Here is a 23687-nt window from a genome sequence, read left to right on the forward strand (position 1 = left end):
TTGTTTTCTGCTACAAAAAAGCCCCGGCATGCGGGGCTTTTGCTTTTTCTATTTTAGCGATTATTCAGCTTTGTCATCAAGGTTTGTTTCATCCTTTTTTACTGAATCTTCGCTTTTTATCTCTTCGGGGGCCGATTCTACTTTCGGAGCCGAAGATTTTTTGTCATCTGGACGACGGTCATGAACATCACGAGGTTCACGAACTGGCTTACGAGCCATTAAGTCATCAATCTGACCAGCATCAATCGTCTCGTACTTCATAAGTGCATCTTTCATCGCATGAAGAATGTCGATGTTATCTTTTAATATTTGCTCAGCACGTTGGTAGTTACGGTCTGAGAACAAACGCACTTCACTATCGATAACTTTAGCTGTTTCATCTGACATGCTCATAGCACGGCTACCACCGCCACCCATGTACATTTCGTTTTGATCTTCAGCATAAAGTAATGGACCTAGCTTTTCACTTAGACCCCACTGAGTAACCATTTTACGAGCAATATCAGTTGCACGTTCAATATCGTTACTTGCGCCCGTTGTTACTTTATCTTCGCCATAGATTAAAGCTTCAGCGATACGGCCACCATAAAGACTCGAAATCATTGACTCAAGCAACTCTTTTGAGTGACTCACGCGGTCTTGCTCTGGCAAGTACATAGTAACCCCCAGTGCACGGCCACGAGGGATAATCGATACTTTATACACAGGGTCATGTTCAGGCACCATGCGACCAACAATCGCGTGACCCGCTTCGTGGTAAGCAGTCATTTCTTTTTCTTGCTCACTCATCACCATGGTCTTACGCTCTGCACCCATCATGATTTTATCTTTTGCTGCATCAAACTCTGCCATGCTTACTACACGCTTGTTACCACGTGCAGCATATAGCGCAGCTTCGTTAACTAAGTTAGCAAGATCAGCACCAGAGAAACCTGGCGTACCACGTGCAATTACAGCCGCTTCTACGTTGTCACCTAGTGGTACTTTGCGCATATGTACTTTTAGGATCTGTTCACGTCCGCGAATGTCTGGTAAACCAACAACAACTTGACGGTCAAAACGACCAGGACGTAATAACGCTGGGTCTAATACATCAGGGCGGTTGGTTGCTGCGATAACAATAATACCTTCGTTACCTTCAAAACCATCCATCTCTACAAGCATTTGGTTAAGTGTTTGCTCACGCTCATCGTGACCACCACCCATGCCGGCGCCACGTTTACGGCCTACCGCATCAATTTCGTCGATAAAGATGATACACGGTGCGGCTTTCTTCGCTTGCTCGAACATGTCACGTACACGTGATGCACCAACACCAACGAACATTTCTACGAAATCAGAACCTGAGATTGTGAAAAACGGCACTTTTGCTTCACCTGCAACGGCTTTTGCAAGTAACGTTTTACCTGTACCCGGAGGACCTACCATTAGTACGCCTTTCGGGATGCTACCACCTAGCTTTTGGAATTTAGATGGGTCACGTAAGAAGTCAACCAGCTCAGTTACATCTTCTTTTGCTTCGTCACAACCAGCAACATCAGCAAAAGTAGTTTTAACTTGGTCTTCACTCATCAGGCGCGCTTTACTCTTACCGAAAGACATCGCGCCTTTACCGCCACCACCTTGCATTTGACGCATGAAGAAAATCCATACACCAATAAGCAGTAACATTGGGAACCAAGAGATTAAAATGCTGGCGAGGAAAGACTGCTCTTCAGGCTTTACACCTTTCACATTGACATTGCTTTTTAATAAATCGTTCAAAATGTCTTTATCATACATTGGCATGATAGTTTGAAAGCGCTCACCGTTTGTTTTGGTGCCAGTAATAGTACCTGTTGTGCTTTCGATTGAAACTTCTTGAATAGCGCCGCTACGAGCATCGCTTACAAACTGAGTGTAACTTGTTTGGCGATCAACTTGATCACCACCATTAAAGCTCTGAAACACTGACATTAGCACTACTGCAATGACCAGCCAGAGTATTAGATTTTTCGCCATATCGCTCAAGGGGTTAACCTCTTGTATCCAATTAATTTAAATTCAACTTAACGCTGCACAACTGTACTACAGTTTGTAGCCTGTCGCCACTATATAAACTTCCCGAGAACGGGCACGCGAAGCATCGGGCTTTCTAATTTTTACCGCTTTAAAGCTATTACGTACGTCCTGCAAGTATTGATCAAATCCTTCGCCTTGGAATACTTTGACACAAAATGCGCCGTTTTTCTTTAAAACTTGGTGACACATATCCAACGCGAGTTCTACTAGGTACATACTACCAGCTTGGTCAACAGATGTATTGCCGCTCATATTTGGTGCCATGTCAGAAAACACCACATCAACATTTTTTCCGTCAATACGAGTTAATAACGCATCAAGCACGGCTTCTTCACGGAAGTCGCCTTGCAAAAAGTCGACACCTGCTAGCGAATCCATTGGTAGGATATCACACGCAATAACTTGACCATTATCACCTACTTTTTCTGCTAAGTATTGTGACCAACTACCTGGAGCCGCACCTAAATCAACCACCGTCATTGATGGTTTGATTAATTTATCTTTGTTTTGAATTTCGTCTAATTTGAATACCGCACGAGAACGCCAGCCTTTCTTTTGCGCTTCGTGAACATAAGGATCGTCGAAATGTTCCTTCAGCCAACGCTTAGAACTGGCTGAATGTTTTTTATTTGCCATAAAATTAATACGTAACTAATTAGTAATATTCTCTAGATGGCGTTAGAATACCCTTAATTCAAGCCATATTCAGCAAAATTTGTAACAACATGAAATTATCGAACAAACAAAAGCAGTTTTTAAAAGGTCAAGCACACAGTTTAAAACCTGTTGTATTACTTGGTGCTAACGGTTTAACCGAAGGTGTTTTGGTTGAGATTGACAGCGCGTTAGACATTCACGAATTAATCAAGGTTAAGGTACCTACTGATGATCGTGAAACTAAAGCATTGATTTTTGATGCGATTGTTCGCGAGACTAAAGCAGAGAAGCTTCAAACAATTGGTCACACAATTGTACTGTATCGTCAAAGCGAAGATAAAAAAATTCAATTACCACGCGGCTAAGTCCGTATCGGCAATTTAAAAATAAAAGCCAGCGTTACTCGCTGGCTTTTCTATTTCTGAATCAATTTTATTTTGTAACCAAACATGAGCCGCTTGCTATTTTTCTGCACGAGTGTATTTAAGTACCCGATTAATGAACTCAGTAGTTAATTCATTAATCAAACCCGTTTCGGCATTCAACACTAAACTAAAGCCAATATTCAAATGTGGAAACACCACAAGATCACTACGATAACCTTGCACCCAGCCACTATGGTAATAAAGTACTTCGTCATCATAGTCATAAATACGCCACCCCAATCCGTAAAAAGCATCATTTACGTGCTCTCGCCATACTCTGCGGCGAGTTTCCTTTTTGGTATGCGTATATGGGCGTGTTTGTTTGATCAGCGCATCCAATGGCAGCACATCAGGGAATTGCCCTAACTGGGCGTTTAGCCATATTGCCATATCACTGGCGCTTGCATTTACACCTGCTGCTGCTGGCACCTTATAATAATTTTTCTTTAAACGTGATGTATACCAACGCTTTCTGCCACGCACATGTGGATGCGCATAGTTTTCATCTTTTACCATGCCTTCAAAACCAACGCTGGCATCATTCATTTTTAGTGGCGCAAAAATATATTCAGTGATCCAGTGGGAATAATCCATTTGAGTTGATTTTAAAATTACTGAATCAATTAAACTAAACATCACATTCTGATAGCCATAACACTCACTGGGCTTACAAATTGGCTCTACTGCTAATAAACGTTCAACAATGTCGGGATAACTCATCCGTGACTCAATTAAGTTATCGTAGGCATTTGGCACCAAGCCACTTGAATGACTCAATATATGATAAATTTTTAAATCATCTTTGTAGACGGTATTTGAAAACTCAGGAATAAATTTACTAATTGGATCATCAATATTAAATTCGCCTTGTGCCGCAAGTTTTGCAGTAAGTGAGCCTGCAAAAGTTTTTGACACCGAAGCTAAACGAAACCGAGTATGTTGGTTTACCCTGCGACCATCCTTTATTTTTGTTCGCCCAATCCCTTTGATGAAATCTTCTTCACCTAACTTCACAATCGCCAATGAACCGCCAGGAATACCTTTACTTGTTAACTTGCGGGTTAAATATTTATTATAATCATTGACGAATGTTTGCCATTGCTGATCACTAGCAAGTGCATACCGACTTGAAAAAAGCTGAATAAGAAGGAGAAAAAAGAAAGGAATAAAACGTAAACTGTACTTCATTAGTTATTTTTTTAAATTCGTTTAGGAAGTTTCTCATAACATAATATCATGAACTTTTGCTTCGACTAACGTACAATACGCTTAATCTTTATTTTTTATGGGTAGATTATACTATATGCGCTTTCTTTTTGTTTTGATTTTTTGTTTTATCTCAGTTGGTTGCGCTTTAAAACCAGAACCAGCACCGCTTTTAACTATGCCAAAAAAACCGACACTGCAAAGCCAATACTTTCAAATTGAGTATCAAACAGAGCACGAAGCTCCTAAAGTTAAGTCTGTTCAATTGCCAGCCCATGCCGTTAAAAAGAATCAGACTGTCACTATTATTGCCGACAAAACGAGTGTTACTGACACTCTTTATAAACAAATTTCAGATGCTTTAATCGAAAAACAATTAAAAGTAATAAAAGGTGATGAAGCTGATTACGCTTTGTCGATTCATCAACTTGATTTAGATTTGGTTGATGATACTGAATATCTGCTAGTTAAACCCGATAAAGCATTTCCATTGTTTGCAGATGTTGCTGCGCAATATCCAACTCAACAATGCGCAACTATTTTGGCACAAGTTAGCATGCGTCTAACGCATAAAAAGACCGGAGATGTGGTCTGGTTTGCAAAATCTTCAATCGACAGCGCGAGCTTTCACCGTGAGCCTCTTATTTATCGTGTAGAGCAACAGCAAACTATTAAAAATGAGCTAGAAGTTGCCAGCTTTATTCATGCACAAAATACTGAACAAGCTCGTCTAGAGCGCATTAACAAAAAAGTACAGGTACCACCTTACCAAACTGTGATGCGTATGAGTTCATTAACTAAGCAACAAGGTCCGTGTAATCGCACTGAAATTAGTGCTCTAACACCTATGATGCAATATTACCTCAGCAGCATCCTGCTCGATAAGATTAAAGTACAATAACATCTAGGCTGTTTGTTTTACCCATAAACAAACAGCCTATCTTTTAGTACTCGTAACACTTTCTTACACATCTAAGCCCTCACCTACATTTTTTTACAGATTACAGGAACTCGATAACAATATACTATATCCTCTTACGACATTACTTTTTCGAAACAAGGATGAGACATTGCGAGTTTACGCCACCATTTTAGTACTTTGCTTGTGGTTTTTCGCTGCATCAAGCCATGCCAGTAATCGCTATTATGCTGACAACACTTTGGAGCCAAGCCAAGGCTTTGCTTGGGACTGGGGCATTGGAGCTGGTTATTACATCGAAGACTCTTACCTAGTAGGCATGGATTCTTACAATGATGGTTTTGAGCCAGACATTCACCTTGCAATATCGTATGAAAAGTTTTACCTCGATTATGACCAAAGCCAATTAAGTGGTGGCCTAACTATGGGCTATAGCTTGATTGACAAGTTTGAATGGGGTCTTGATTTAGTCGGTACAAACATTCAGTCTGGTTTTGATGAAACTGGTCTCGCCTTTTATGGTGACGATGTCATCGATGAACTAGCAGGGATAAGAAATAGAAATTACGATTTTGATGTTGGCTTGCGTTTATCTCGCCGCTTTGAAAACTCGCAAATTTCATTTGAGTATTTACAAGATGTTTCCGGCACACATAATGGCTGGGTAATGAATTCGTTTTATAGCCAAATTATTCCATGGCGAAACTGGGAGTTTCGTTCTGGTGTTGGCTTAAGTGCCTATTCTGAAGACTTTACTAATTATTATTTTGGTATTTCAGAATCAGAAGCACTTGCAAACCGCCCTGTTTATCGCCCTGATACCTCTTACAGCCTGATCTTTGAATTTCATGCCGAATATCCGCTTAACAGACATTGGGTATTCTTAACAGGCTGGCTGTCTACTTGGTTTTCTAGTGATATTCACCAAAGCCCTATTATTTCACAACAGTATCAGCATAAAGCCAAGGTAGGCGTGCGCTATGTCTTTTAAGTATTATTTCATCATAGCGTTCGGGTTTTCTGCCTCATTACATGCGCAAGAACAACAATCCGTTGATACTAAAGCTAATGCCTTGGTTGCATTACCTGACACCTGTGTTGCACTTCGTGAGGGCAGAAGCTGTTACGCCGATGTAGACATTAGTTGGCAACAACAGAGCATAGGCAATTATTGCTTACGCAACGAACAAAGCAAACACATCATTCAATGCTGGCTGATGCAACAAAAGGGTTTATTTCGCTACGAATTCGACTCAGCAGAAACAATTGGCTTTGAACTTATTAATAGTGACAACGGCAAAGTCGTTGCCACCACTGAAATACAATTACAGTGGGTTTATAAAAATCGTCAAAAGAAACGCCGTTGGCGACTGTTCTAACCGTTTGGAGTAAATAATGGAACATTACGGAACAATATTATTAGTTGAAGATGATATTTCACTCGCCAATTGGGTGGCCGAATACTTAATTGAACAAGGTTATAAAACCACTATTTGTTCACGAGGCGACCTCGTTGTTGAGCAGGTACGTAAAACAGCTCCTGACTTAGTGTTACTCGATATAATGCTGCCCGGACAAGACGGCATTAGTGTTTGTCGTGATTTAAGGCAGTTCTATCAGGCTCCTATTATCATGCTGACAGCACGCGACGAAGAAATGGATGAAGTGATTGGTCTTGAAGTAGGTGCTAGTGATTACATGATGAAGCCTGTGCGTCCTCGTGCTCTGCTCGCGCGCATAAAAGCCGCATTGCGCTCTAAAACTGACTCGCAAGATACCAGCAAAGAAAGTACCACAATCAATGTTGGTAAACTCACTATCAATACAGAATCACGTACTGTGTACTTTGGCGAAGATGAAGTTCATATTTCAAGTGCAGAATATTTATTATTACATTACCTTGCCAGTAATGCAGGCCAAGTGGTATCACGAGACGCCGTGTTTAAGGCGACGAAAGGCAGAGAGTATGATGGCTTAGACAGAAGTGTCGATGTGCTCATCTCGTCTTTACGTAAAAAGTTTAATGATGATCCACAACACCCAGAAAAAATTAAAACGATCTGGGGCAAAGGCTATTTGCTTGTTTCGACAGCGTGGCAGTAAACGCGTGTGAAAAAGTTTTACCTTTCCTTATTAGGCAGTGCACTCCTTTCAATTATCATTTTGGGTTGGCTTATTGACGCGTTCAGTCAGCAAACCCAAACGCCTCATGACGTTTTTTATAGCGAAACCCAAATGATAAAAGGTTTTGCAAAACAATTAGCAGCAATTTCACCCAGTCAACGCCCACAAGCTATCAAGCAACTTAATGATGACTTTACTGTTCAGCTTGAATACAGACCAACCCAATCGCTTGCTTTACCTCAATCATTACTTGCACAAATTACGCAGCCAAGCGGGCTTATTCTCGAAGATCAACAAGGTTATTACTTGCTTTACAGTGAACCAAACTTAGGGTCACACCATTTAAAAATGCGCTTAATGAAAGACCATAACCATGAACAAGGTAACGATGTGTTACTAACTATGCTTTTTTATGCTGGGCTTTGTGTGTTCATGGGTTTTATCATTACTCCATTAGCAAAGCGCTTATCGGTGTTAAATGACGCGGCGCAACGTTTTGCTAAAGGTGACTTGAAAAGCCGCATTCATGTATCACATTTTACCTATATCAAGGACGTCGAGCTAACCTTTAACCGCATGGCAAGCCAGATAGAAAAGCTACTTGAAGAAAACAAGTTGATGGCGTCAAGTTTATCGCATGATATACGAACACCTATTGCCTGTTTACGGTTTGGGTTAGAGGCAGCACAAGATAGTCCAAACGAACAAAAACGTCTGGAGTACCTTGCCCGTATGGAGCAAGATCTTGATCAAATGGAGTCGATGCTAAAAAGCTATCTTGCTTTTGCCACACTAGAACAAAAAGCGAATCAGCTCACTTTTAATGAGTCAGATCTTGATAGTTATACCCTTACTCTAGTTCACCAACTAGAACCTAAACTGGAGCAACGTCAGCTTCGCATTCAGCAACAAATCGAACCTGGCGCTGTATGTGCCGATCTACACTGGTTAGCCAGAGCAATCGTTAATTTATTGAGCAACGCTTGTGATTTTGCGACATCAGAAATTCTGATTTCCGCTAAACAAGCTGGAAATCAGGTTATTTTTACAATTGAAGATGATGGTCCGGGAATAGATCCAAAAAACTGGCATAAAGTATTCAGTCCATTTTTCCAAGAGCAGACTCATCGTAATCGAGATGGTGAAAGTTATGGACTAGGTTTAGCCATTGTCGCTAAAGTTGCTGACTGGCACCACGGCACTGTCAGCGTTACAAAGAGCAAACAGCTCGGAGGCGCTTGTTTTACTCTTTCAATTCAAAATAAAAGCCTTTAAATATGTTTCAATTATGTTAATTGTCTCGTATTGTAGAGAACAATTGCACGAAATGTACGCTGACTTCAAAGATAACAATATATAGAACGAATTTGACCTAGATTAACTCTTTTTATTTGATGTTAATTCAAGTAGATTGTCAGCGCCGTCAAAGATAGAGAAGTAAAATAATATGAGCGCATCACGTGGGGAGTTCAGCTCCCGCTTTGGATTTATAATGGCTGCAGCGGGCTCTGCCGTTGGCCTAGGAAACATTTGGGGCTTCCCAACACAAACAGCAAGTAATGGCGGTGCCGCTTTTTTGGTTGCCTATTTAGTACTGGCGTTTTGTTTAGCTTATCCTGCATTAATGGCAGAGCTAGTCATTGGTCGTCATGGGCAAGCTAATGCTGTCAGTTCGCTTAGAAAAGTGACTAATCATCAGTGGCAGAAGAAATTTGCATTTATGGTTGGGTTTGGTGGCATTATCTGTGCAGGCCTTATCTTAAGCTTTTATGCTATTGTTGCAGGCTGGATGCTAAGTGCTACTTTAGAGCCTGTCGCACAGTTATCTGGGCAAGCCCAAGCAAGCACTTGGTTAAGTGAGCAGTCACTATCAAGAAACTTGATATTCACAGCTGCTTTTATCATTTTGACCGTGTCTATTATTTCGAAAGGTGTAGAAAACGGCATCGAAAAGTGGTCAAAGCGCTTAATGCCTGCATTGCTAGGTATTTTGTTCATGCTGATCATTTATGTAATGACGCAAGATGGGGCTATTGCTGGCTTAAAAGCGTATTTAGTGCCTGACTTTTCTTCAATTTTAAATCCTGAGCTACTTGTTAATGCTTTAGGTCAAGCATTCTTCTCACTATCGCTCGGTACAAGTGTGATGATTATTTATGGCTCATACATCAGTAAAAAAGAAAACCTCGTATCGCTAGGTGCATATGTAACGCTTATTGACGTGTTTATTGCTTTTGTAGCCGGTTTATTAATTATCCCTGCAATGTATGTAGCACAGGCACAAGGCGTACAGATATTTTCGCCTGAAGGCGCATTACTTTCTGAAGATACCTTGGTGTTTCAGGTATTACCTGCCCTGTTTACAAGTATGGGAGATGTGGGTATTTTTGTTGGCTTTGCTTTCTTTGCTTTGATGAGCATCGCCGCATTAACTTCATCAATTTCAATGCTAGAAGCCCCAGTGTCTTATGCAGTTGAACGCTTTGCTTTAAAGCGTGTGCAAGCAACTTGGATCATCGGCGGTATTATTGCACTGATAAGTTTTACGATAGTGTTTAATCTAGGGACGCTATTTGGCTTTGTAATAACTTTAACCACTAAAATTGGCCAACCAGTTCTTGGCTTAATGTGCTGTATTTTTGTAGGCTGGATCTGGCATAGAGCATCTTTATTAAAAGAAATTCAGCAAGGCTGCCCTGATGTTGCGAATAGCTTCTTCTGGAAAGTATGGCCATGGTATATAAAATTCATTTGCCCACTTGCCATCTCACTCGTGTTTGCAAACTCACTGTTAAGTTAACACATTGCTGAGGTAGCCATTTGGCTACCTCAGACACATATCTTGATGTGGAATACCATCTTCTAAATAATCATCACCCACATTCTCAAAGCCAAACTGCTGATAAAACCCTGTTAAGTAGCATTGAGCCCCAATCATAATTGCTTTATCAGGCCAGTGTTCTAGACAGGTATCAATTGCCATTTGCACGAGTTTAGTCGCTAACCCTTCACCGCGAAATTGCTGCGCAACCAGCACACGACCAAATGCACTATACTGCTCATTTTTCTTATAACAACGTGCATAGGCTGCAAGTTGCTGCTCTCTAAATAAAAATACGTGCTGAGTTAATTCATCATTATCAACATCGTCAATTTCCGGGTAAGGACAGTTTTGTTCTACTACAAATACGTCTACCCTTGCACGTAAAATTGCGAGCAACTCATCTTTACTAAGTTCGTCATAACTTTTAACAATATACATAACGCTCCTTTTCGAAGACAAAAAACCCAGCCTTAGCTGGGTTTTAACTAACTATTTAGTCGTTAGTCTTTAAGCAAATAATCGTTCAAGCTGGTCACATAACTGGGATAGATTTACGTGATCATGCTCAATAGTTAAATCCACATAACCATCACCTCTAAAGGCACGGTCAAGCTCAATTAGCACATGTGTTTTATGAGCTTCAGGAACAAATGATAATTCAATCTCTTGTAAGCCAAATAAGCTTCGACTGTTTGGTCGATATTCAAGCTCTTGGTAGCAGCCTGAATGAGATTGAAAAGTAGGTGCGCGCAAATAACCTTTTTCAACATCTGCTTTTACTAAATTAAAACCAAGCCTATCCATTGCTTCCATTAATGTACTAACAGCATCATTAGGGTAAATGTGTAAGGCATCACGATCCGTTGGGTCGAGTGCTAAATCAATATCTAAACCTGTCTCAAGCCAGACATGGGATTGATTATAGCCGGCATTGATTTCTGTTATTGGGGTTTCAGAATGTAGTCGTGCTTCAAACGGGATATGCTTTTCTGCACCGGCACTGATAATACCAATATCTGGAATACGCCACTTTTCAATGACATGATTGGTAAAATAATCGCCTTCTTCGCTTTCAACTTTTACACGCGTCATAAGCGCCAAATCTAAACCAGCAATTTCTTGATCAACATCACCGCCTTTGATCACAATCATAGCGTTGAACTTTTGACCTGGTTGCAAGTGCTCTGTCTCAAGTACAGTGTCAACTTTAGCTGCACCAATACCTACTGATGCAAGGATTTTCTTAAACATCTTTTCTCCTTAAGCCAACTTTAATAAAAGACGACTTAAATTCCTTCGTTATTGCATCTTAACCACAATTAAAAGCTATTGTCAGCGAAAAAATGGTGCTTTTGACGGATTAATCAATAAATAGCGCAAATGTGTTTATTTTTTAAACTCTTCTGCTTCGATATTGTTTTCCAATAAGAAATATTTCGCTACACTGCTAACAAATGAAGTTACAAGAATAATTATGGAATTAATCTACTTTGCTACTGCGTTTGTCTGTGGCTTTGCTGTTTACCAGTTAAAGCTTCCTCCTCTTATTGGCTTTTTGTTAGCAGGCTTCGCGCTTAATTTATATGGCTATAAAACAACAGAATTACTCAATACCCTTGCAAACTTAGGTGTTACCCTGCTGCTATTTAGTATTGGCCTTAAACTAAAAGTGGCTAATTTAATCAAGCCTCAGGTGTGGGCCCCTGCTTCGTTACATATTGTAATTAGTAGTACACTGTTCAGTGCTTTCATGCTGCTGCTTGGTGCAATTGCACTGCCTTTATTCAGCGAGCTTACATGGCAAAGCGCATTGTTAGTGGGCTTTGCTTTTAGTTTCTCAAGTACAGTGTTTGCTGTGAAGGTACTTGAAGAGCGCGGCGAGATGGCCAGTCTACACGGTAAAATTTCCATCGGTATTCTGGTTATGCAAGACATCTTCGCGGTGATCTTCTTGGCCATTAGTACAGGAAAAGCGCCGAACATTTGGGCGCTGGCGCTATTAGTTGCTTTACCTCTGTTACGCCCAGTAATGTTTTGGGTATTAAACCGCTCAAAGCACGGTGAGTTATTACCTTTATTTGGCTTTTTCTTTGCCCTTGTTATTGGCTATCACGCTTTTGAATTTGCAGGCTTAAAAGGTGATTTAGGTGCATTGATAATAGGCATGATGTTCGCTGCACATAAAAAAGCAGGTGAATTATCAAAGTCTCTTCTTAATCTAAAAGATATATTACTCGTTGGTTTTTTCTTGAATATTGGTTTGAATGCAGAGCTAACTAGCCACGCAGTACTTGTTGCGCTGATATTAGTTTTCGTATTACCGATAAAAGTGGCGCTGTATTATGTATTAACTAATGCATTCAAACTGCGCGCACGTACATCTTTGTTAAGTGCTTTTAGCCTTGCAAACTACAGTGAGTTTGGGCTTATTGTTTGTGCCGTTGCAGCATCAAGCAATATGATCACTTCAGAATGGCTTGCAGTAATGGCAATTGCTGTTTCGATCACCTTTATTTTGGCATCCCCGCTCAACAAACGTTCGAATGAAATCTACGTTAAAATTGAGCGCTGGTTACTTAAATTTGAAAGTGATACTCGGCTTGCAGAGGAGCTGCCAGTTAACCTTAACGATACTAAGATTGTGATATTTGGTATGGGTCGGATTGGAACCGGTGCTTATGAAACAATTAGTCAAACTCATCCAAACCTTGTTGCTGGTATCGATATAAAACCCGATGTGGTGGAGAAACATATTCAACGTGGTCGTCGAGTATTACTTGCTGACGCAACTGACCCTGATTTTTGGCAACGAGTAAACCATTCACATGTTGGTATGGTTATGTTAGCAATGCCTAAGCATATGCAAAATATTTTTGCCTTGGAGCAACTTCGGGCTTCAGGTTATCAAGGTCAAGTAACGGCGATAGCAAATTACCCTGATCAGCAAAAAGAATTAGAAGATATGGGGGTTGACTCTACTTACAACTTCTATTTAGAGGCCGGTAGTGGCTTTGCGGAGCATGTAAAACAAAAACTTTTTTCATAATGTAAAAAATAATTCTCGGTTCCTCTAAATGGAACCGAGAATTATTTCACTATATTCAGTTAGTTGCCAAGCCTATTTTCTTACCTTTAAACCCTCGTCCCCTTACTAGGTCAACGCTATTTACAAAGCTTTACATCAACAATAGCAATCTCTACTAAAAAAAGAGTAGAATCAATCTCAAGGTACTAAGCTAAGTATCTATTTTTAACACAAAAACGTTTAACTTCACTGTGGTTTTGCGCCTTTTTGATACACTGTAGTTAAATGGATTGAGGTTATTTAAATGAAAGATAAGTTTACCAGTGAGTTTTTAGCAAACACGGATGATGCACGTTCCGGGAAACTTGTAGATATACAACAGCGGCTTGATGAGTTACAGCAAAATGGTATGACAGCAACGGATATTAGAGCTGTGCTATTCAACAAGATGCTAGATGTTTATCAAGTACCAAGCGATCATTTTCTTCGTGAAATCGACACACCCGATAGAATTGATGACCCTAATATTCTGCTTAAACTCAAACAGCTTGGTTTTACAAAAAAACGTCGATATCAACTTCACTAATAGTTATTAGAAATTAGTGAATATTTTCAGAGGGCCTACCTCCCTCACTAAATAGGCTGTTTCTTGCCCGTCACAGCCTATTTTCTCTCCTTGTTTTACCGTATCATCTCCCTTTTATACAAATCTGAGAATAAGATGGATCCAGCACTACTCAAACGTGCCATAAATACAAAGATGCCCTTTGGCAAGTATGCAGGTCGACCATTGCTGCTCCTACCCGAGCCATATTTAGTGTGGTTTAAACAGCAGGGATTTCCTGAGGGTCAATTAGGGGCACAACTTGCGATGATATACGAAGTAAAACTCAATGGTCTTGAAAAAATGCTAATGCCACTATTAGATGAAAAATAATTAAATTTTTTGAGAACTTTTATAAATTAGTATGGTCTATTACTTTGCTACTTGTTTATTTTTGGTTTTAACCTTTAAAAAGCGCCTCAGGCGCTTTTTTTATATCTGTGACATTTAGTCAAAGTAATAGCCAGTTACTTAAGTAAACATAGTTGTGGCAATAACCCCGCCTTTATAACAAGGTAACAATTACGTCATTAAGTTGTTCTCGGCCATTGTAGATTGGTATAAGGTTTTTGAGATTTATTTATCTTTAAATAATCGAATAACAAATTTCGCACCACCGAGCGTTGAGTCACACACCTGTAGTTGTCCTCGATGCCAACTGACAATTTTAGCCACTATCGCAAGCCCCAACCCAAAACCCCCTGTTTTCTTATCACGGCTTTTATCTAATCGTGTAAAGGGCTTTAAGATGCTCTGCCATTCAGACTGAGCAATACCTGGGCCATCATCTTCAACTATTATTTGAACGGCATCTGGGTGTTCTTCAAGTATCAAATTTATTTTATGATGCGCATATTTTTGTGCATTACCGAGTAAGTTTTGAATGCAGCGCGCAATAAAGTGCTCATCACAATTATAATAAAGCTGTGACGGCGCATTAACTGCAATGTCAATGTCTGTAGCAAACTCAAGTTTATTTACCACACTATTAACTAATGCGGTTAAATCACAAGAATGGCTTTTTAAACTGGGTTGATGAGAGTCAAGTCGTGCATATTCGAGCATTTCAGAAACCAAGGCTTCAAGCTCAGCAATATCTGCCTGCATATTATCAATATAGATAAACGATTTCTCATTCTCAATTTGTTCCTCTAGCATCGCCACTGCAAACTTTAAGCGCGCAAGTGGTGTTCTAAATTCATGAGAAACAGACGAAGTCAGTTCTTGCTGCGCTGCTAAAAGATATTGAATACGTTCTTGCAACGCATTTAAGGTATCGGTAATGGGAAGAAAAAAGGATTTAGATGCATCTTGTAATTCAAAATCCTGTGCCCCACCCACAGCTTCACATGCAAGTGTTAACTTATTAAAGTCTCGCCAAAGTAAAAAGCTCCATAGCCCAACAGGTAAGCCAATCACTGTTAATAATAAAAAGTAAGGCCAAACGGAACTAAAGCTAGGGTTAGCTACAGATAAAGGGCCTATATGCAACAATTGCGCATCATTCAGCGCTACGTACCAAACTACACGCTGGTCATGATTAAACACATAGAGGTAATGCTTTTCATTGAGTTGCGTTTTCAGGTTTTCAGGAAGGGCAAGATCGCTACGATTGATTATCTCGCTATTAAACTCTTGCTTTAGTTTTGTTAAACCATCTTCTGTTTGACTGAGAAGCCAAAGTGATTTTCCAAATTCTTGATCAAGTGCAATATGTTGCTGTGTGTCTTCATAGGGCCATAACTGTTCTATGACCCCACTAACTAAAAACAGAGAAACTATTATATATAAATATAAGCTAGCAAATAGTTTCCCCATTAATGATTACATGTCCCATGCATCAGATACGAAAAGGTAACCTTGGCCCCAAACAGTTTTGATACGATATGGTTTGTCACTATTATCACCTAGTTTCTTGCGGATCCGAGATACGCGAACATCAACGGTACGGTCTAAGCCATCATACTGACGACCAATCATATGTTGATGTACATGTTCACGGCTTAACACTTCACCTGCATTTGAAGCGAGTAACCATAGTAACTCAAACTCATGAGATGTAAGTGTAATTTCGTTGCCTTTAAGTGTAACAATGCGACTGGTTTTATCAATGCTTAAATCACCAAACGTGAGCTCTTCAGGTGCTTTATTTGAAGCTTGGCCTCGGCGCAATAATGCATTAATGCGTGCAAGTAAAACACGCGGTTCTGCAGGTTTAATAACATAATCGTCAGCACCAAGTTCAAGCCCAATCACTTGGTCAAAATCTTCGCCTTTGGCGGTGAGCATTAAAATGGGTAGATTAAATTTATCACGTACTTGACGGCAGACACTAAAACCATCTTTGCCTGGTAACATGACATCTAATATCATTAAATCAACTGGGTTATTCTCTAAATAATCGAATACTTCATCGCCGCGTTCAAGGACCGCAACATCCAACCCATTATGCTGAAGGTAATCCTTGGTTAACTGCTGTAAGCCTAGATCATCTTCAACAAGTAAAATCTTTGCCATTGGTTGCTCCTGAATTAAAAAAAGCTCCACGGTGAGCGCAATCTTCGTCTCTTTGTTTTTGCTTCAGTGCTTTGCACTTCGACTTTTGCGGTTGCAATTTCGCTCCCCGTATGCGGATTGACTAAGGAGTATATTGTTTCAACCTGAACCCGCGCTTTATGGTTTAACACCCCTTTGCGAAGACCTTGCCAGCACTGTATCTGCTGCTCATTTTGGTATAAACACAGATCTTGAGGCTGCGCTATTTGCCAGCTAATTTTTAAATCAAGATCACAAAACTCATGCTGTTGTAGCACAACACACACTTTAGGTGAGATATCAAACTGAGTCGCTTGCGCATGGCTTGGGAACGGCCAAGTAACTACTGCAAACACACACAGACTAAAAACAAAATACTTCATATTAAAAAATATGATTGAATCCTATAAAAGCAGTCATTGAATACGTGTGTTCAAAAAGCGGACTGTCATCCACGGCTGAATAGTCATAATATGCTAAATGAAAACGAAGAGAGTTAGCCTCACTCAATGGCCAACGGGCGTCGATTTTAGCATAAGGTTGCCAACTACTGCCAACATCAATTTCCCCATATGAGGTCTCTTCAGCCGATAAACCATAAAAATAATCATTAAGGTCGGCTGATTTGTACCAAATACCGATACTTGGTGCAACACTGAGGTTACCTACTTGATAATGAGACTGCCATTGCAACGCACTTCGCATTCCATTGTAAACACCAGAAACATCCATTAGTGCTTGCACAGAAAAGACGTGGTTATTTTGAATGTAATGATAACTAAGACCTGCATCGAGCGCCCAACGTCGATGGCGAATATCATCAACAGATACTGTTTTACTGCTTAATTCATCGCTGCTTGTCGACTCGACTATAAAGCTACTAGATGAATTTAGCGCAAATACATTGCTTGGATGAAAATCGATAAAAAAGCGAGTTTCGGGGTTAAACTCAGTGACAACATTAAGCACATGAGAGTTACTCTCTAAAAAAGAATAACCTAATCGGCCATTGTCAAAAAACCACTTATCTGCATAGTAGGCAACTTCAGGGAGCAAAACTAAGGGTAAGTTATCGCCACCGTGTAATGGATTTGTAATAGTACCAATACCAGTATTAATACTAATATGCCATTGATTGGTTTCTATTTCTTGGTTTGCCTTGCGGCTTTCACGTTCAGTGCGAGTTGAATCATCAGCATACGCTTGATTCACTAACATGACAGTCAAAGCATATATCGCTGCGCACATCCTGATCGCTTGAGACTTCATTATTGTTGTTACGACCAAAAAGATTTTCTAATAACTGCATACTATCAAGATGTGAACAAACTGTCCTTGCTAGGTTACAACTATTCACAAATTTGATACAAATATCGATAAACTCTGTTTATGCTGGTTACTCTTCGATAATTTCGACGCGGTTTCGGCCATGTTCTTTAGCTAAATAAAGAGCCCTATCGGCAATTGCAATAAGTTGTTCTGGTTGACTATTTTTAGATTTAATCGCAACACCAAAGCTTGCAGTGACGTGTCTTAAGATAGTCTCAGATTTAGGGTCTTTGATCTGTAACTTAGTTATAGCTTGACGTAACTGTTGGGTAAAATTGGTCATATCACTGATTGTGGCAAAATGTGCTGTAAAACAGAACTCTTCTCCACCATAGCGGTATACTTGCCCGACACTTGAGACATGTTTTAATAATTTAGTTGCAACAGCGCGCAATGTTTGATCACCCTTTTGATGACCAAAAGTGTCGTTAAATGATTTGAAATGATCAATATCAACCATAACAAGTACGGCAACCCCAGAAATATCAGGTGCTTGGCAAAACTGAACCACATCTTCGTCAAACTTGCCTCTATTGAACAGCCCTGTCAGGGGATCTCTTTCAGCCTTACTTTGAGATTTAATGAGTTCTTGTTTTAATTCAGTGATCTCTGAGTAAGCATGCGCAAGTTGATTTTGAAAGTCCTGAGCACGATTTTGTAAGGCAGCAGATTTGTCACTCAAACGCTCAACACACAGAAGAACTTCATCAAAGCCACTCTCTTGGCTTATATCGGCCTCATTAAGTTTGTCACGACACTCTTTTAAAACCGAATCAAACTCTGCGGAATAAGTTAGTGCCTCGCTAATATCATGATGGACCTTACCAACAACATCACTAAATCCATCAGATAGTTGATAAAACAAAGCCATGTCATCATTTGAAAGGTATTTGTTAAACAAGTAATTGGCTTGCTCAGTGCTGCAGGTATTATATTTATTGATAATAGTGTCTAATTCTTGACTGAGCTCGTGATTCTTTTCGCTAACATAGCAATACCACAGCGCATAATTGAGTGGCGTAATAGGTATTTTATACTTAACCATCAAAGGGATGGCTTGTTTTAAACAGTGACTTGAAAAACTTAAAGAATGTCCGGCTTGTGCTGACAGGGTCATAAATCTTTGCAATCCTGATATTATTATTTAGATTCACGTTAGCAATCGCTTAAAAAAAATCAATATAAAAACCGCTTGAAGTATAAAAAAACAGCATAAAACACGACATACTTTTTTCTAAACCAATACTAAATAACTAATATAAAATCCGCCAAGCCGCTCACTAACAACTACTTTTCAACTGTATCATCTTAAAATATTAGATTGCCTGTTGTGTCATTGATTGTGCAATACTCCAAATAGCGTTTAAAGCAGGATCATGGCGCTCTTTGTTTAGCACTGCTAAACCTATTTCAAAGCCATCAATACTTTGCTCTGCATCACTAACTATCTGCACCTTGTCTTTTAATGGACTATTATCTAGAACGATTTTAGGAACCATAGCAATACCTAAACCTAAGCTCACCATAGAAACCATTGCTTCGTGCCCTGCCACCTGAGCATAAATACGGCCATGAATATTATTTTTTCGCCACCATTGCTCTAGGCGCTGCCTTGATAAACCTTGCTCAGCAACAATAAATTCTAAAGCAGACCAATCAATTTGCTCAGCACTTGCAAGCTTTTCGCTGATCGGACAGACAATTTTTGGTGCAATTAATACCAAAGGAGAGTAACCAATACTGGTAAAAGCAACTTGCCCAGGTAATTTTGCTGGCTTTGCTGCGATTGCCATTGCTTCATGGCCATCTAATACTCGGTTAATAGCTAACGCGGGATCGCCGGTATTTAAGGTGATCTCTATATAAGGATGCTGCATGCGAAGCTGTTCTAATATTTGATGTAAAAAGCTATATGATGCAGTCACAGAGCAATATATGCTGACATTGCCATAAATATGTTGCTGGGGCTCTTGGACATTTGCTTTAAAACGATGCCAACTGGCCAATGTCGCATTAGCATACTCAATAAAAGACTCACCTTCTCGCGTTAATTTTACAGAGCGGTTATCCCGATTAAATAGCACCACTCCGACTTCTTCTTCGAGCTGTTTAATATTTCGACTTAACGTAGGTGCACTAATATGACAAAGCTCACTCGCTCTGGCGAAATGAAGCGTCTTAGCTAAAGCCAAAAAGTAATGTAGATGTTTGTGATCCATAAACCCACCATTTCATTTTATGAAACACTTTAATTCAAATATATCATTTTACGCAAGGCAAAAAATTGCATACTGTTAACTCACACAAGGGGCAACAGATTGGCTCTTTGTTTTCTAACAAATTAGTTTTTTATAGGACACTAACAATGGCGAATTATTTTAATACTCTTCCTTTAAGAGAGCAGTTAGCGCAATTAGCGCAGTGTGAATTTATGGATCCTTCAGAGTTCTCTGAAGGCGTTGATGCTTTAAAAGGAAAAAAACTCGTTATTGTCGGTTGTGGTGCTCAAGGCCTTAACCAAGGTTTGAACTTACGTGATTCAGGCTTAGATGTTTCTTATACATTACGTGAGTCAGCTATTGCCGAGCGTCGTCAATCATTCTTAAACGCAACTGAAAATGGCTTTACTGTTGGTACATACGAAGAACTTATTCCAACAGCAGATGTAGTACTAAACCTAACACCAGATAAACAACATACTTCTGTTGTTACTGCAATCATGCCTTTAATGAAGCAAGGCGCAACACTAGCATATTCACACGGTTTCAATATCGTTGAAGAAGGCATGCAAATTCGTGAAGACTTAACAGTTATCATGGTTGCACCAAAATGCCCTGGCTCTGAGGTTCGTGAAGAATACAAGCGTGGCTTTGGTGTACCGACTCTTATTGCTGTTCACCCTGAAAACGACCCTCAAGGTCATGGTCTTGCACAAGCTAAAGCATACGCTGTTGGCACCGGTGGTCATCGTGCAGGTGTATTAAAGTCATCATTCATTGCAGAAGTAAAATCTGACTTAATGGGCGAGCAAACAATTTTATGCGGTATGCTGCAAACAGGTTCACTACTTTGTTTTGATAAAATGGTCGAAAAAGGCATTGATCCAAGCTACGCATCTAAATTAATTCAATACGGTTGGGAAGTAATCACCGAAGCTCTTAAATACGGTGGCGTCACTAACATGCTTGACCGCCTGTCAAACCCAGCAAAAATAAAAGCGTTTGAACTAGCCGAAGAGCTAAAAACAATTATGCGTCCGCTTTATAACAAGCATATGGACGATATCATCAGCGGTGAGTTTTCTCGTGGCATGATGGCTGATTGGGCTGAAGACGATGCAAAATTACTTGCATGGCGTGCTGAAACAGCTGAAACAGCATTTGAAAAGCAACAAAATACAGATCAAGAAATCAACGAACAAACGTTCTTCGACCAAGGTATTTTAATGGTTGCAATGGTTAAGGCTGGTGTAGAGCTTGCGTTCGAAACCATGACTGCTGCAGGTATTATCGCAGAGTCAGCTTACTATGAGTCATTACACGAAACGCCGCTTATCGCAAATACCATTGCGCGTAAAAAGCTATTCGAAATGAACAGAACAATTTCAGATACAGCAGAATACGGCTGTTACCTATACAACCATGCGTGTTTACCGCTATTACAAGACTTTATGAAAAACATCGACACAGATGTAATTGGTAAAGGCTTAGATACAACAAGTAATCAAGTAGATAACCAAGCATTGATTGCTGTAAACAAAGCTCTACGTGAGCACCCAGTTGAGGTAGTAGGTAGCAAGCTACGTGGTTATATGTCAGCAATGAAGAAAATTGTTTAACCCTGGAAAGTAAGTTTCGCTTGTTAGAAACCAAGCCCAATTGCTAATATGCTTTGGGCTTTTTTTTTGTTCCTACATTGATTCGTCATCTGCAAAGTGTATGCTAAAATTACTGACTTAAATGTTGTAAACTAAGACACTTTCATGGCGTTAAATCAACTCACCATTACTAAAAAGATAACACTGCTTGGCAGTGCAATTGCATTAATTGTTGCCGCTCTCATTGGCGCAACAGCTCTGTACAGTGCAAAACAAATCATCGAACAACGAATGATTGAATCTGAGCTACCTAGCAAGCTGCAAGCAATTGATAATTATATTACTCACGATATAAATCAAATGATCAGCGCCGCTGAGCAACTCTCTAGTAACGAATTTGTATTAGAGTGGGCGCGTTCAGGCAATACTGATGATAAAACACTGCTAAAAGAGCTTAACCGCCTCGTTAAGCAATACGATTTAGCAACCGCTTCTTGGGCTAATCGTGAAACGGCACAATACTGGAATCAAGACGGTTTCTTGCGAGTTTTAACTAAAGATCAAGATGGTTGGTTTTTTGCGTTCACTAACACAACGCAGCCGTTTTCTATTAGTATCTATCAAGAATCACCAACTGATGTGAAAATGTTTGTAAACCACCAGCAAACCAATGGCATTGGTTTAGCCGGCCTTGCAAAAAGCATTGACGATATGCAAGCAATGCTAAAGCGCTTCCAAATCGAAGAAACAGGGTTTGTATTTTTAGCTGACAAAAATGGGTTAATCCAGCTGCATAAAGATGCTGATAAAGTCGCGAAAGCAAAACTTGATAGTATCTACTCGCCGGGTATTACAAACACACTCTTAACAAACCAAGACTTCAACCTTCAAGAAATCGAGCTTAATGGTGAAGCCACTTTAATTGCTGCAAGTCCAATCAAAAATACAGATCTATTTGTTATCGCTCAGGTACCAAAACATGAAGTATTTTCGAGCATTCAAGTTTTACAATGGCAAATTATAAGCTTTGCTATTGTTATTGCACTGATAGCGAGCTTTGCAGGCTTATTATTAGCACGCACACTGTCATCTCCTCTTTCAAAAATGGCTGAAATGTTTACTCGTTTAGGCTCAGGTGATGCTAATTTAGCGTACCGACTACCTGACTCAGAGCAGCCTGAACTTGCTAATTTATCAGCTGGTTTCAATCAATTTATTTCTAAGATAGAAACAGCAATCAGCCAAGTTGCACAAGAAAGTAGCGAAATAAGACAAAGTGCCTCTCATGTTTTTAAACAAGCGCAAAAGAACTCTGAAGCGCTTGATAATCAAAAAGAGCAAACTATTTCTGTTGCTGCTGCTATTAATGAAATGGGCGCTACCGTGCAAGAGATAGCCTCAAGTGCTGCAAATACTGCCAAGTTAACACAAAGCAGCAAAGATAATACTAAGCAAAGCCACACTCAGGTCACACAAAGTAAAGAAGCGATAATAGAACTGGCGACCGATATCGATAATATTACAGAGCAAGTGAATGAGCTGGCACATAAAACACAAGCCATTGCCAGTATCGTTGACTCAATCAGAGGTATTTCAGAGCAAACAAATTTACTGGCTCTTAATGCGGCCATTGAATCCGCACGAGCTGGTGAGCATGGCCGTGGTTTTGCTGTTGTGGCAGATGAAGTAAGAGCACTTGCAAACCGCACTTCACAATCAACAACTGAAATTCAAACCATGATCAGTGAACTAAGTAACACCTCTGACTCAGTGGTAAATCATATAAATCACTCGAAATCACAGGCTCAGGTTAGCGTTGAAGCAATGCAAAGTTCAGTAGAGTTACTCAATGCCATTAATGATGCAGCTAATGAAATCAATGATATGGCAACACTCATTGCGACCGCTACTGAAGAGCAAAGTAACGTGGTAGCTGATGTAGGTCGCAACATTGAGCAAATTAGTGATATCAGCGATACCGTGATGCGTGAGCAAATTGATACAGAGCAAGCGATTAAAGATTTAGCAAGTAGCGCACAAACCTTAGATGACCTTGTTGCTACATTTGATAAACGCTGACATGTTTTGTAACAGATAACACTGACCCTTTTTTATTCACGGCCTATACTTAAATAGTATTAGGCCATGAATTTAGAGGGTC

At 39.9% G+C, this 23687-nt stretch carries 23 protein-coding genes; 12 read left to right on the forward strand and 11 right to left on the reverse strand.

Annotation, left to right across the window (positions count from 1 at the left end; all coding sequences use genetic code 11):
* Window positions 1–60: 60 nt before the first annotated feature.
* Together ftsH and rlmE are read right to left on the reverse strand one after the other, a co-directional pair.
* Window positions 61–2010: an ATP-dependent zinc metalloprotease FtsH gene (gene ftsH, locus QL229_RS01785; RefSeq protein WP_281546439.1), complete on the reverse strand. Its 1950-nt coding sequence runs from the start codon at window positions 2008–2010 to the stop codon at window positions 61–63.
* Between the two features lie 57 nt (window positions 2011–2067).
* Window positions 2068–2697, reverse strand: coding sequence for a 23S rRNA (uridine(2552)-2'-O)-methyltransferase RlmE (gene rlmE / locus QL229_RS01790; RefSeq protein ID WP_135924079.1), 630 nt, complete (start codon window positions 2695–2697; stop codon window positions 2068–2070).
* Between the two features lie 89 nt (window positions 2698–2786).
* Between rlmE and yhbY the strand changes: the two genes are divergently transcribed.
* Complete coding sequence (yhbY, locus tag QL229_RS01795) at window positions 2787–3083, forward strand: ribosome assembly RNA-binding protein YhbY (RefSeq protein WP_135924078.1); 297 nt, start codon at window positions 2787–2789, stop codon at window positions 3081–3083.
* Window positions 3084–3179: 96 nt separating this feature from the next.
* Here the strand turns inward: yhbY and QL229_RS01800 are convergent, their stop codons facing one another.
* Window positions 3180–4331, reverse strand: coding sequence for a serine hydrolase domain-containing protein (locus QL229_RS01800; protein WP_138556971.1), 1152 nt, complete (start codon window positions 4329–4331; stop codon window positions 3180–3182).
* Between the two features lie 115 nt (window positions 4332–4446).
* On the opposite strand from QL229_RS01800, the gene QL229_RS01805 reads away from it, so the two are divergent.
* From QL229_RS01805 to QL229_RS01830, 6 genes are all read left to right on the forward strand, one after another.
* The gene (locus QL229_RS01805) at window positions 4447–5250 is read left to right on the forward strand and encodes a hypothetical protein (protein WP_138556972.1); all 804 of its coding nucleotides are present in this window, start codon (window positions 4447–4449) and stop codon (window positions 5248–5250) included.
* Window positions 5251–5419: 169 nt separating this feature from the next.
* Window positions 5420–6259 carry a MipA/OmpV family protein gene (locus QL229_RS01810; RefSeq protein ID WP_138556973.1) on the forward strand — a complete coding sequence of 280 codons (840 nt, stop codon included), beginning with the start codon at window positions 5420–5422 and terminating at the stop codon, window positions 6257–6259.
* Entirely contained in the window at window positions 6249–6647 is a 399-nt protein-coding gene (locus tag QL229_RS01815) for a DUF3019 domain-containing protein (RefSeq protein WP_135924074.1), read from the forward strand. Before QL229_RS01810 ends, QL229_RS01815 begins: the two co-directional genes overlap by 11 nt.
* Before the next feature lie 16 nt (window positions 6648–6663).
* Entirely contained in the window at window positions 6664–7371 is a 708-nt protein-coding gene (locus QL229_RS01820; RefSeq protein WP_135924073.1) for a response regulator transcription factor, read from the forward strand.
* Between the two features lie 6 nt (window positions 7372–7377).
* Complete coding sequence (locus QL229_RS01825; RefSeq protein ID WP_138556974.1) at window positions 7378–8667, forward strand: ATP-binding protein; 1290 nt, start codon at window positions 7378–7380, stop codon at window positions 8665–8667.
* Window positions 8668–8839: 172 nt separating this feature from the next.
* Window positions 8840–10192, forward strand: a complete 1353-nt coding sequence (locus tag QL229_RS01830) for a sodium-dependent transporter (protein WP_138556975.1) — start codon at window positions 8840–8842, stop codon at window positions 10190–10192.
* A 24-nt stretch (window positions 10193–10216) separates the two neighbouring features.
* On the opposite strand, the gene QL229_RS01835 is transcribed toward QL229_RS01830, so the two are convergent.
* Window positions 10217–10654 carry a GNAT family N-acetyltransferase gene (locus QL229_RS01835; RefSeq protein WP_138556976.1) on the reverse strand — a complete coding sequence of 146 codons (438 nt, stop codon included), beginning with the start codon at window positions 10652–10654 and terminating at the stop codon, window positions 10217–10219.
* Between the two features lie 69 nt (window positions 10655–10723).
* On the reverse strand, window positions 10724–11467 hold the full coding sequence (locus tag QL229_RS01840; RefSeq protein WP_135924069.1) for a sporulation protein: 744 nt from the start codon (window positions 11465–11467) through the stop codon (window positions 10724–10726).
* Between the two features lie 223 nt (window positions 11468–11690).
* Between QL229_RS01840 and QL229_RS01845 the strand changes: the two genes are divergently transcribed.
* The 3 genes from QL229_RS01845 to QL229_RS01855 all read left to right on the forward strand — a co-directional run bounded on the left by QL229_RS01845 (window position 11691) and on the right by QL229_RS01855 (window position 14178).
* The gene (locus QL229_RS01845; protein ID WP_138556977.1) at window positions 11691–13262 is read left to right on the forward strand and encodes a cation:proton antiporter family protein; all 1572 of its coding nucleotides are present in this window, start codon (window positions 11691–11693) and stop codon (window positions 13260–13262) included.
* A gap of 283 nt (window positions 13263–13545) precedes the next feature.
* Window positions 13546–13827 carry a hypothetical protein gene (locus tag QL229_RS01850; RefSeq protein WP_135924067.1) on the forward strand — a complete coding sequence of 94 codons (282 nt, stop codon included), beginning with the start codon at window positions 13546–13548 and terminating at the stop codon, window positions 13825–13827.
* 135 nt (window positions 13828–13962) lie between these two features.
* On the forward strand, window positions 13963–14178 hold the full coding sequence (locus QL229_RS01855; RefSeq protein ID WP_138556978.1) for a DUF3820 family protein: 216 nt from the start codon (window positions 13963–13965) through the stop codon (window positions 14176–14178).
* A gap of 243 nt (window positions 14179–14421) precedes the next feature.
* On the opposite strand, the gene QL229_RS01860 is transcribed toward QL229_RS01855, so the two are convergent.
* From QL229_RS01860 to ilvY, 6 genes are all read right to left on the reverse strand, one after another.
* Window positions 14422–15663, reverse strand: a complete 1242-nt coding sequence (locus QL229_RS01860) for an ATP-binding protein (RefSeq protein WP_138556979.1) — start codon at window positions 15661–15663, stop codon at window positions 14422–14424.
* A gap of 6 nt (window positions 15664–15669) precedes the next feature.
* On the reverse strand, window positions 15670–16362 hold the full coding sequence (locus QL229_RS01865; RefSeq protein WP_135924064.1) for a response regulator: 693 nt from the start codon (window positions 16360–16362) through the stop codon (window positions 15670–15672).
* 14 nt (window positions 16363–16376) lie between these two features.
* Entirely contained in the window at window positions 16377–16763 is a 387-nt protein-coding gene (locus QL229_RS01870) for a DUF3019 domain-containing protein (RefSeq protein WP_135924063.1), read from the reverse strand.
* A gap of 1 nt (window position 16764) precedes the next feature.
* Complete coding sequence (locus tag QL229_RS01875) at window positions 16765–17598, reverse strand: MipA/OmpV family protein (protein ID WP_138556980.1); 834 nt, start codon at window positions 17596–17598, stop codon at window positions 16765–16767.
* Window positions 17599–17776: 178 nt separating this feature from the next.
* The gene (locus QL229_RS01880) at window positions 17777–18826 is read right to left on the reverse strand and encodes a GGDEF domain-containing protein (RefSeq protein WP_135924061.1); all 1050 of its coding nucleotides are present in this window, start codon (window positions 18824–18826) and stop codon (window positions 17777–17779) included.
* 199 nt (window positions 18827–19025) lie between these two features.
* Window positions 19026–19928 carry an HTH-type transcriptional activator IlvY gene (ilvY, locus tag QL229_RS01885; protein ID WP_135924060.1) on the reverse strand — a complete coding sequence of 301 codons (903 nt, stop codon included), beginning with the start codon at window positions 19926–19928 and terminating at the stop codon, window positions 19026–19028.
* Between the two features lie 146 nt (window positions 19929–20074).
* On the opposite strand from ilvY, the gene ilvC reads away from it, so the two are divergent.
* Window positions 20075–21547, forward strand: a complete 1473-nt coding sequence (gene ilvC / locus QL229_RS01890; protein WP_135924059.1) for a ketol-acid reductoisomerase — start codon at window positions 20075–20077, stop codon at window positions 21545–21547.
* 144 nt (window positions 21548–21691) lie between these two features.
* A complete protein-coding gene (locus QL229_RS01895; RefSeq protein ID WP_281546440.1) occupies window positions 21692–23605 on the forward strand; it encodes a methyl-accepting chemotaxis protein in 1914 nt (637 codons plus the stop codon).
* The last annotated feature ends 82 nt before the right edge of the window (window positions 23606–23687 follow it).

This window comes from Pseudoalteromonas sp. PAR1 (genome assembly GCF_947311895.1).
GTDB classification, from domain to species: domain Bacteria; phylum Pseudomonadota; class Gammaproteobacteria; order Enterobacterales; family Alteromonadaceae; genus Pseudoalteromonas; species Pseudoalteromonas lipolytica_C.

What these genes read in the sequence shown, in the direction of transcription:
- rlmE (WP_135924079.1), bottom strand. Translation starts at nt 2,697, where the DNA reads ATGGCAAATAAAAAACATTCAGCCAGTTCTAAGCGTTGGCTGAAGGAA.
- yhbY (WP_135924078.1), top strand. Translation starts at nt 2,787, where the DNA reads ATGAAATTATCGAACAAACAAAAGCAGTTTTTAAAAGGTCAAGCACAC.
- QL229_RS01800 (WP_138556971.1), bottom strand. Translation starts at nt 4,331, where the DNA reads ATGAAGTACAGTTTACGTTTTATTCCTTTCTTTTTTCTCCTTCTTATT.
- QL229_RS01805 (WP_138556972.1), top strand. Translation starts at nt 4,447, where the DNA reads ATGCGCTTTCTTTTTGTTTTGATTTTTTGTTTTATCTCAGTTGGTTGC.
- QL229_RS01815 (WP_135924074.1), top strand. Translation starts at nt 6,249, where the DNA reads ATGTCTTTTAAGTATTATTTCATCATAGCGTTCGGGTTTTCTGCCTCA.
- QL229_RS01820 (WP_135924073.1), top strand. Translation starts at nt 6,664, where the DNA reads ATGGAACATTACGGAACAATATTATTAGTTGAAGATGATATTTCACTC.
- QL229_RS01830 (WP_138556975.1), top strand. Translation starts at nt 8,840, where the DNA reads ATGAGCGCATCACGTGGGGAGTTCAGCTCCCGCTTTGGATTTATAATG.
- QL229_RS01835 (WP_138556976.1), bottom strand. Translation starts at nt 10,654, where the DNA reads ATGTATATTGTTAAAAGTTATGACGAACTTAGTAAAGATGAGTTGCTC.
- QL229_RS01840 (WP_135924069.1), bottom strand. Translation starts at nt 11,467, where the DNA reads ATGTTTAAGAAAATCCTTGCATCAGTAGGTATTGGTGCAGCTAAAGTT.
- QL229_RS01845 (WP_138556977.1), top strand. Translation starts at nt 11,691, where the DNA reads ATGGAATTAATCTACTTTGCTACTGCGTTTGTCTGTGGCTTTGCTGTT.
- QL229_RS01850 (WP_135924067.1), top strand. Translation starts at nt 13,546, where the DNA reads ATGAAAGATAAGTTTACCAGTGAGTTTTTAGCAAACACGGATGATGCA.
- QL229_RS01855 (WP_138556978.1), top strand. Translation starts at nt 13,963, where the DNA reads ATGGATCCAGCACTACTCAAACGTGCCATAAATACAAAGATGCCCTTT.
- QL229_RS01860 (WP_138556979.1), bottom strand. Translation starts at nt 15,663, where the DNA reads ATGGGGAAACTATTTGCTAGCTTATATTTATATATAATAGTTTCTCTG.
- QL229_RS01865 (WP_135924064.1), bottom strand. Translation starts at nt 16,362, where the DNA reads ATGGCAAAGATTTTACTTGTTGAAGATGATCTAGGCTTACAGCAGTTA.
- QL229_RS01870 (WP_135924063.1), bottom strand. Translation starts at nt 16,763, where the DNA reads ATGAAGTATTTTGTTTTTAGTCTGTGTGTGTTTGCAGTAGTTACTTGG.
- QL229_RS01875 (WP_138556980.1), bottom strand. Translation starts at nt 17,598, where the DNA reads ATGTTAGTGAATCAAGCGTATGCTGATGATTCAACTCGCACTGAACGT.
- QL229_RS01880 (WP_135924061.1), bottom strand. Translation starts at nt 18,826, where the DNA reads ATGACCCTGTCAGCACAAGCCGGACATTCTTTAAGTTTTTCAAGTCAC.
- ilvY (WP_135924060.1), bottom strand. Translation starts at nt 19,928, where the DNA reads ATGGATCACAAACATCTACATTACTTTTTGGCTTTAGCTAAGACGCTT.
- ilvC (WP_135924059.1), top strand. Translation starts at nt 20,075, where the DNA reads ATGGCGAATTATTTTAATACTCTTCCTTTAAGAGAGCAGTTAGCGCAA.
- QL229_RS01895 (WP_281546440.1), top strand. Translation starts at nt 21,692, where the DNA reads ATGGCGTTAAATCAACTCACCATTACTAAAAAGATAACACTGCTTGGC.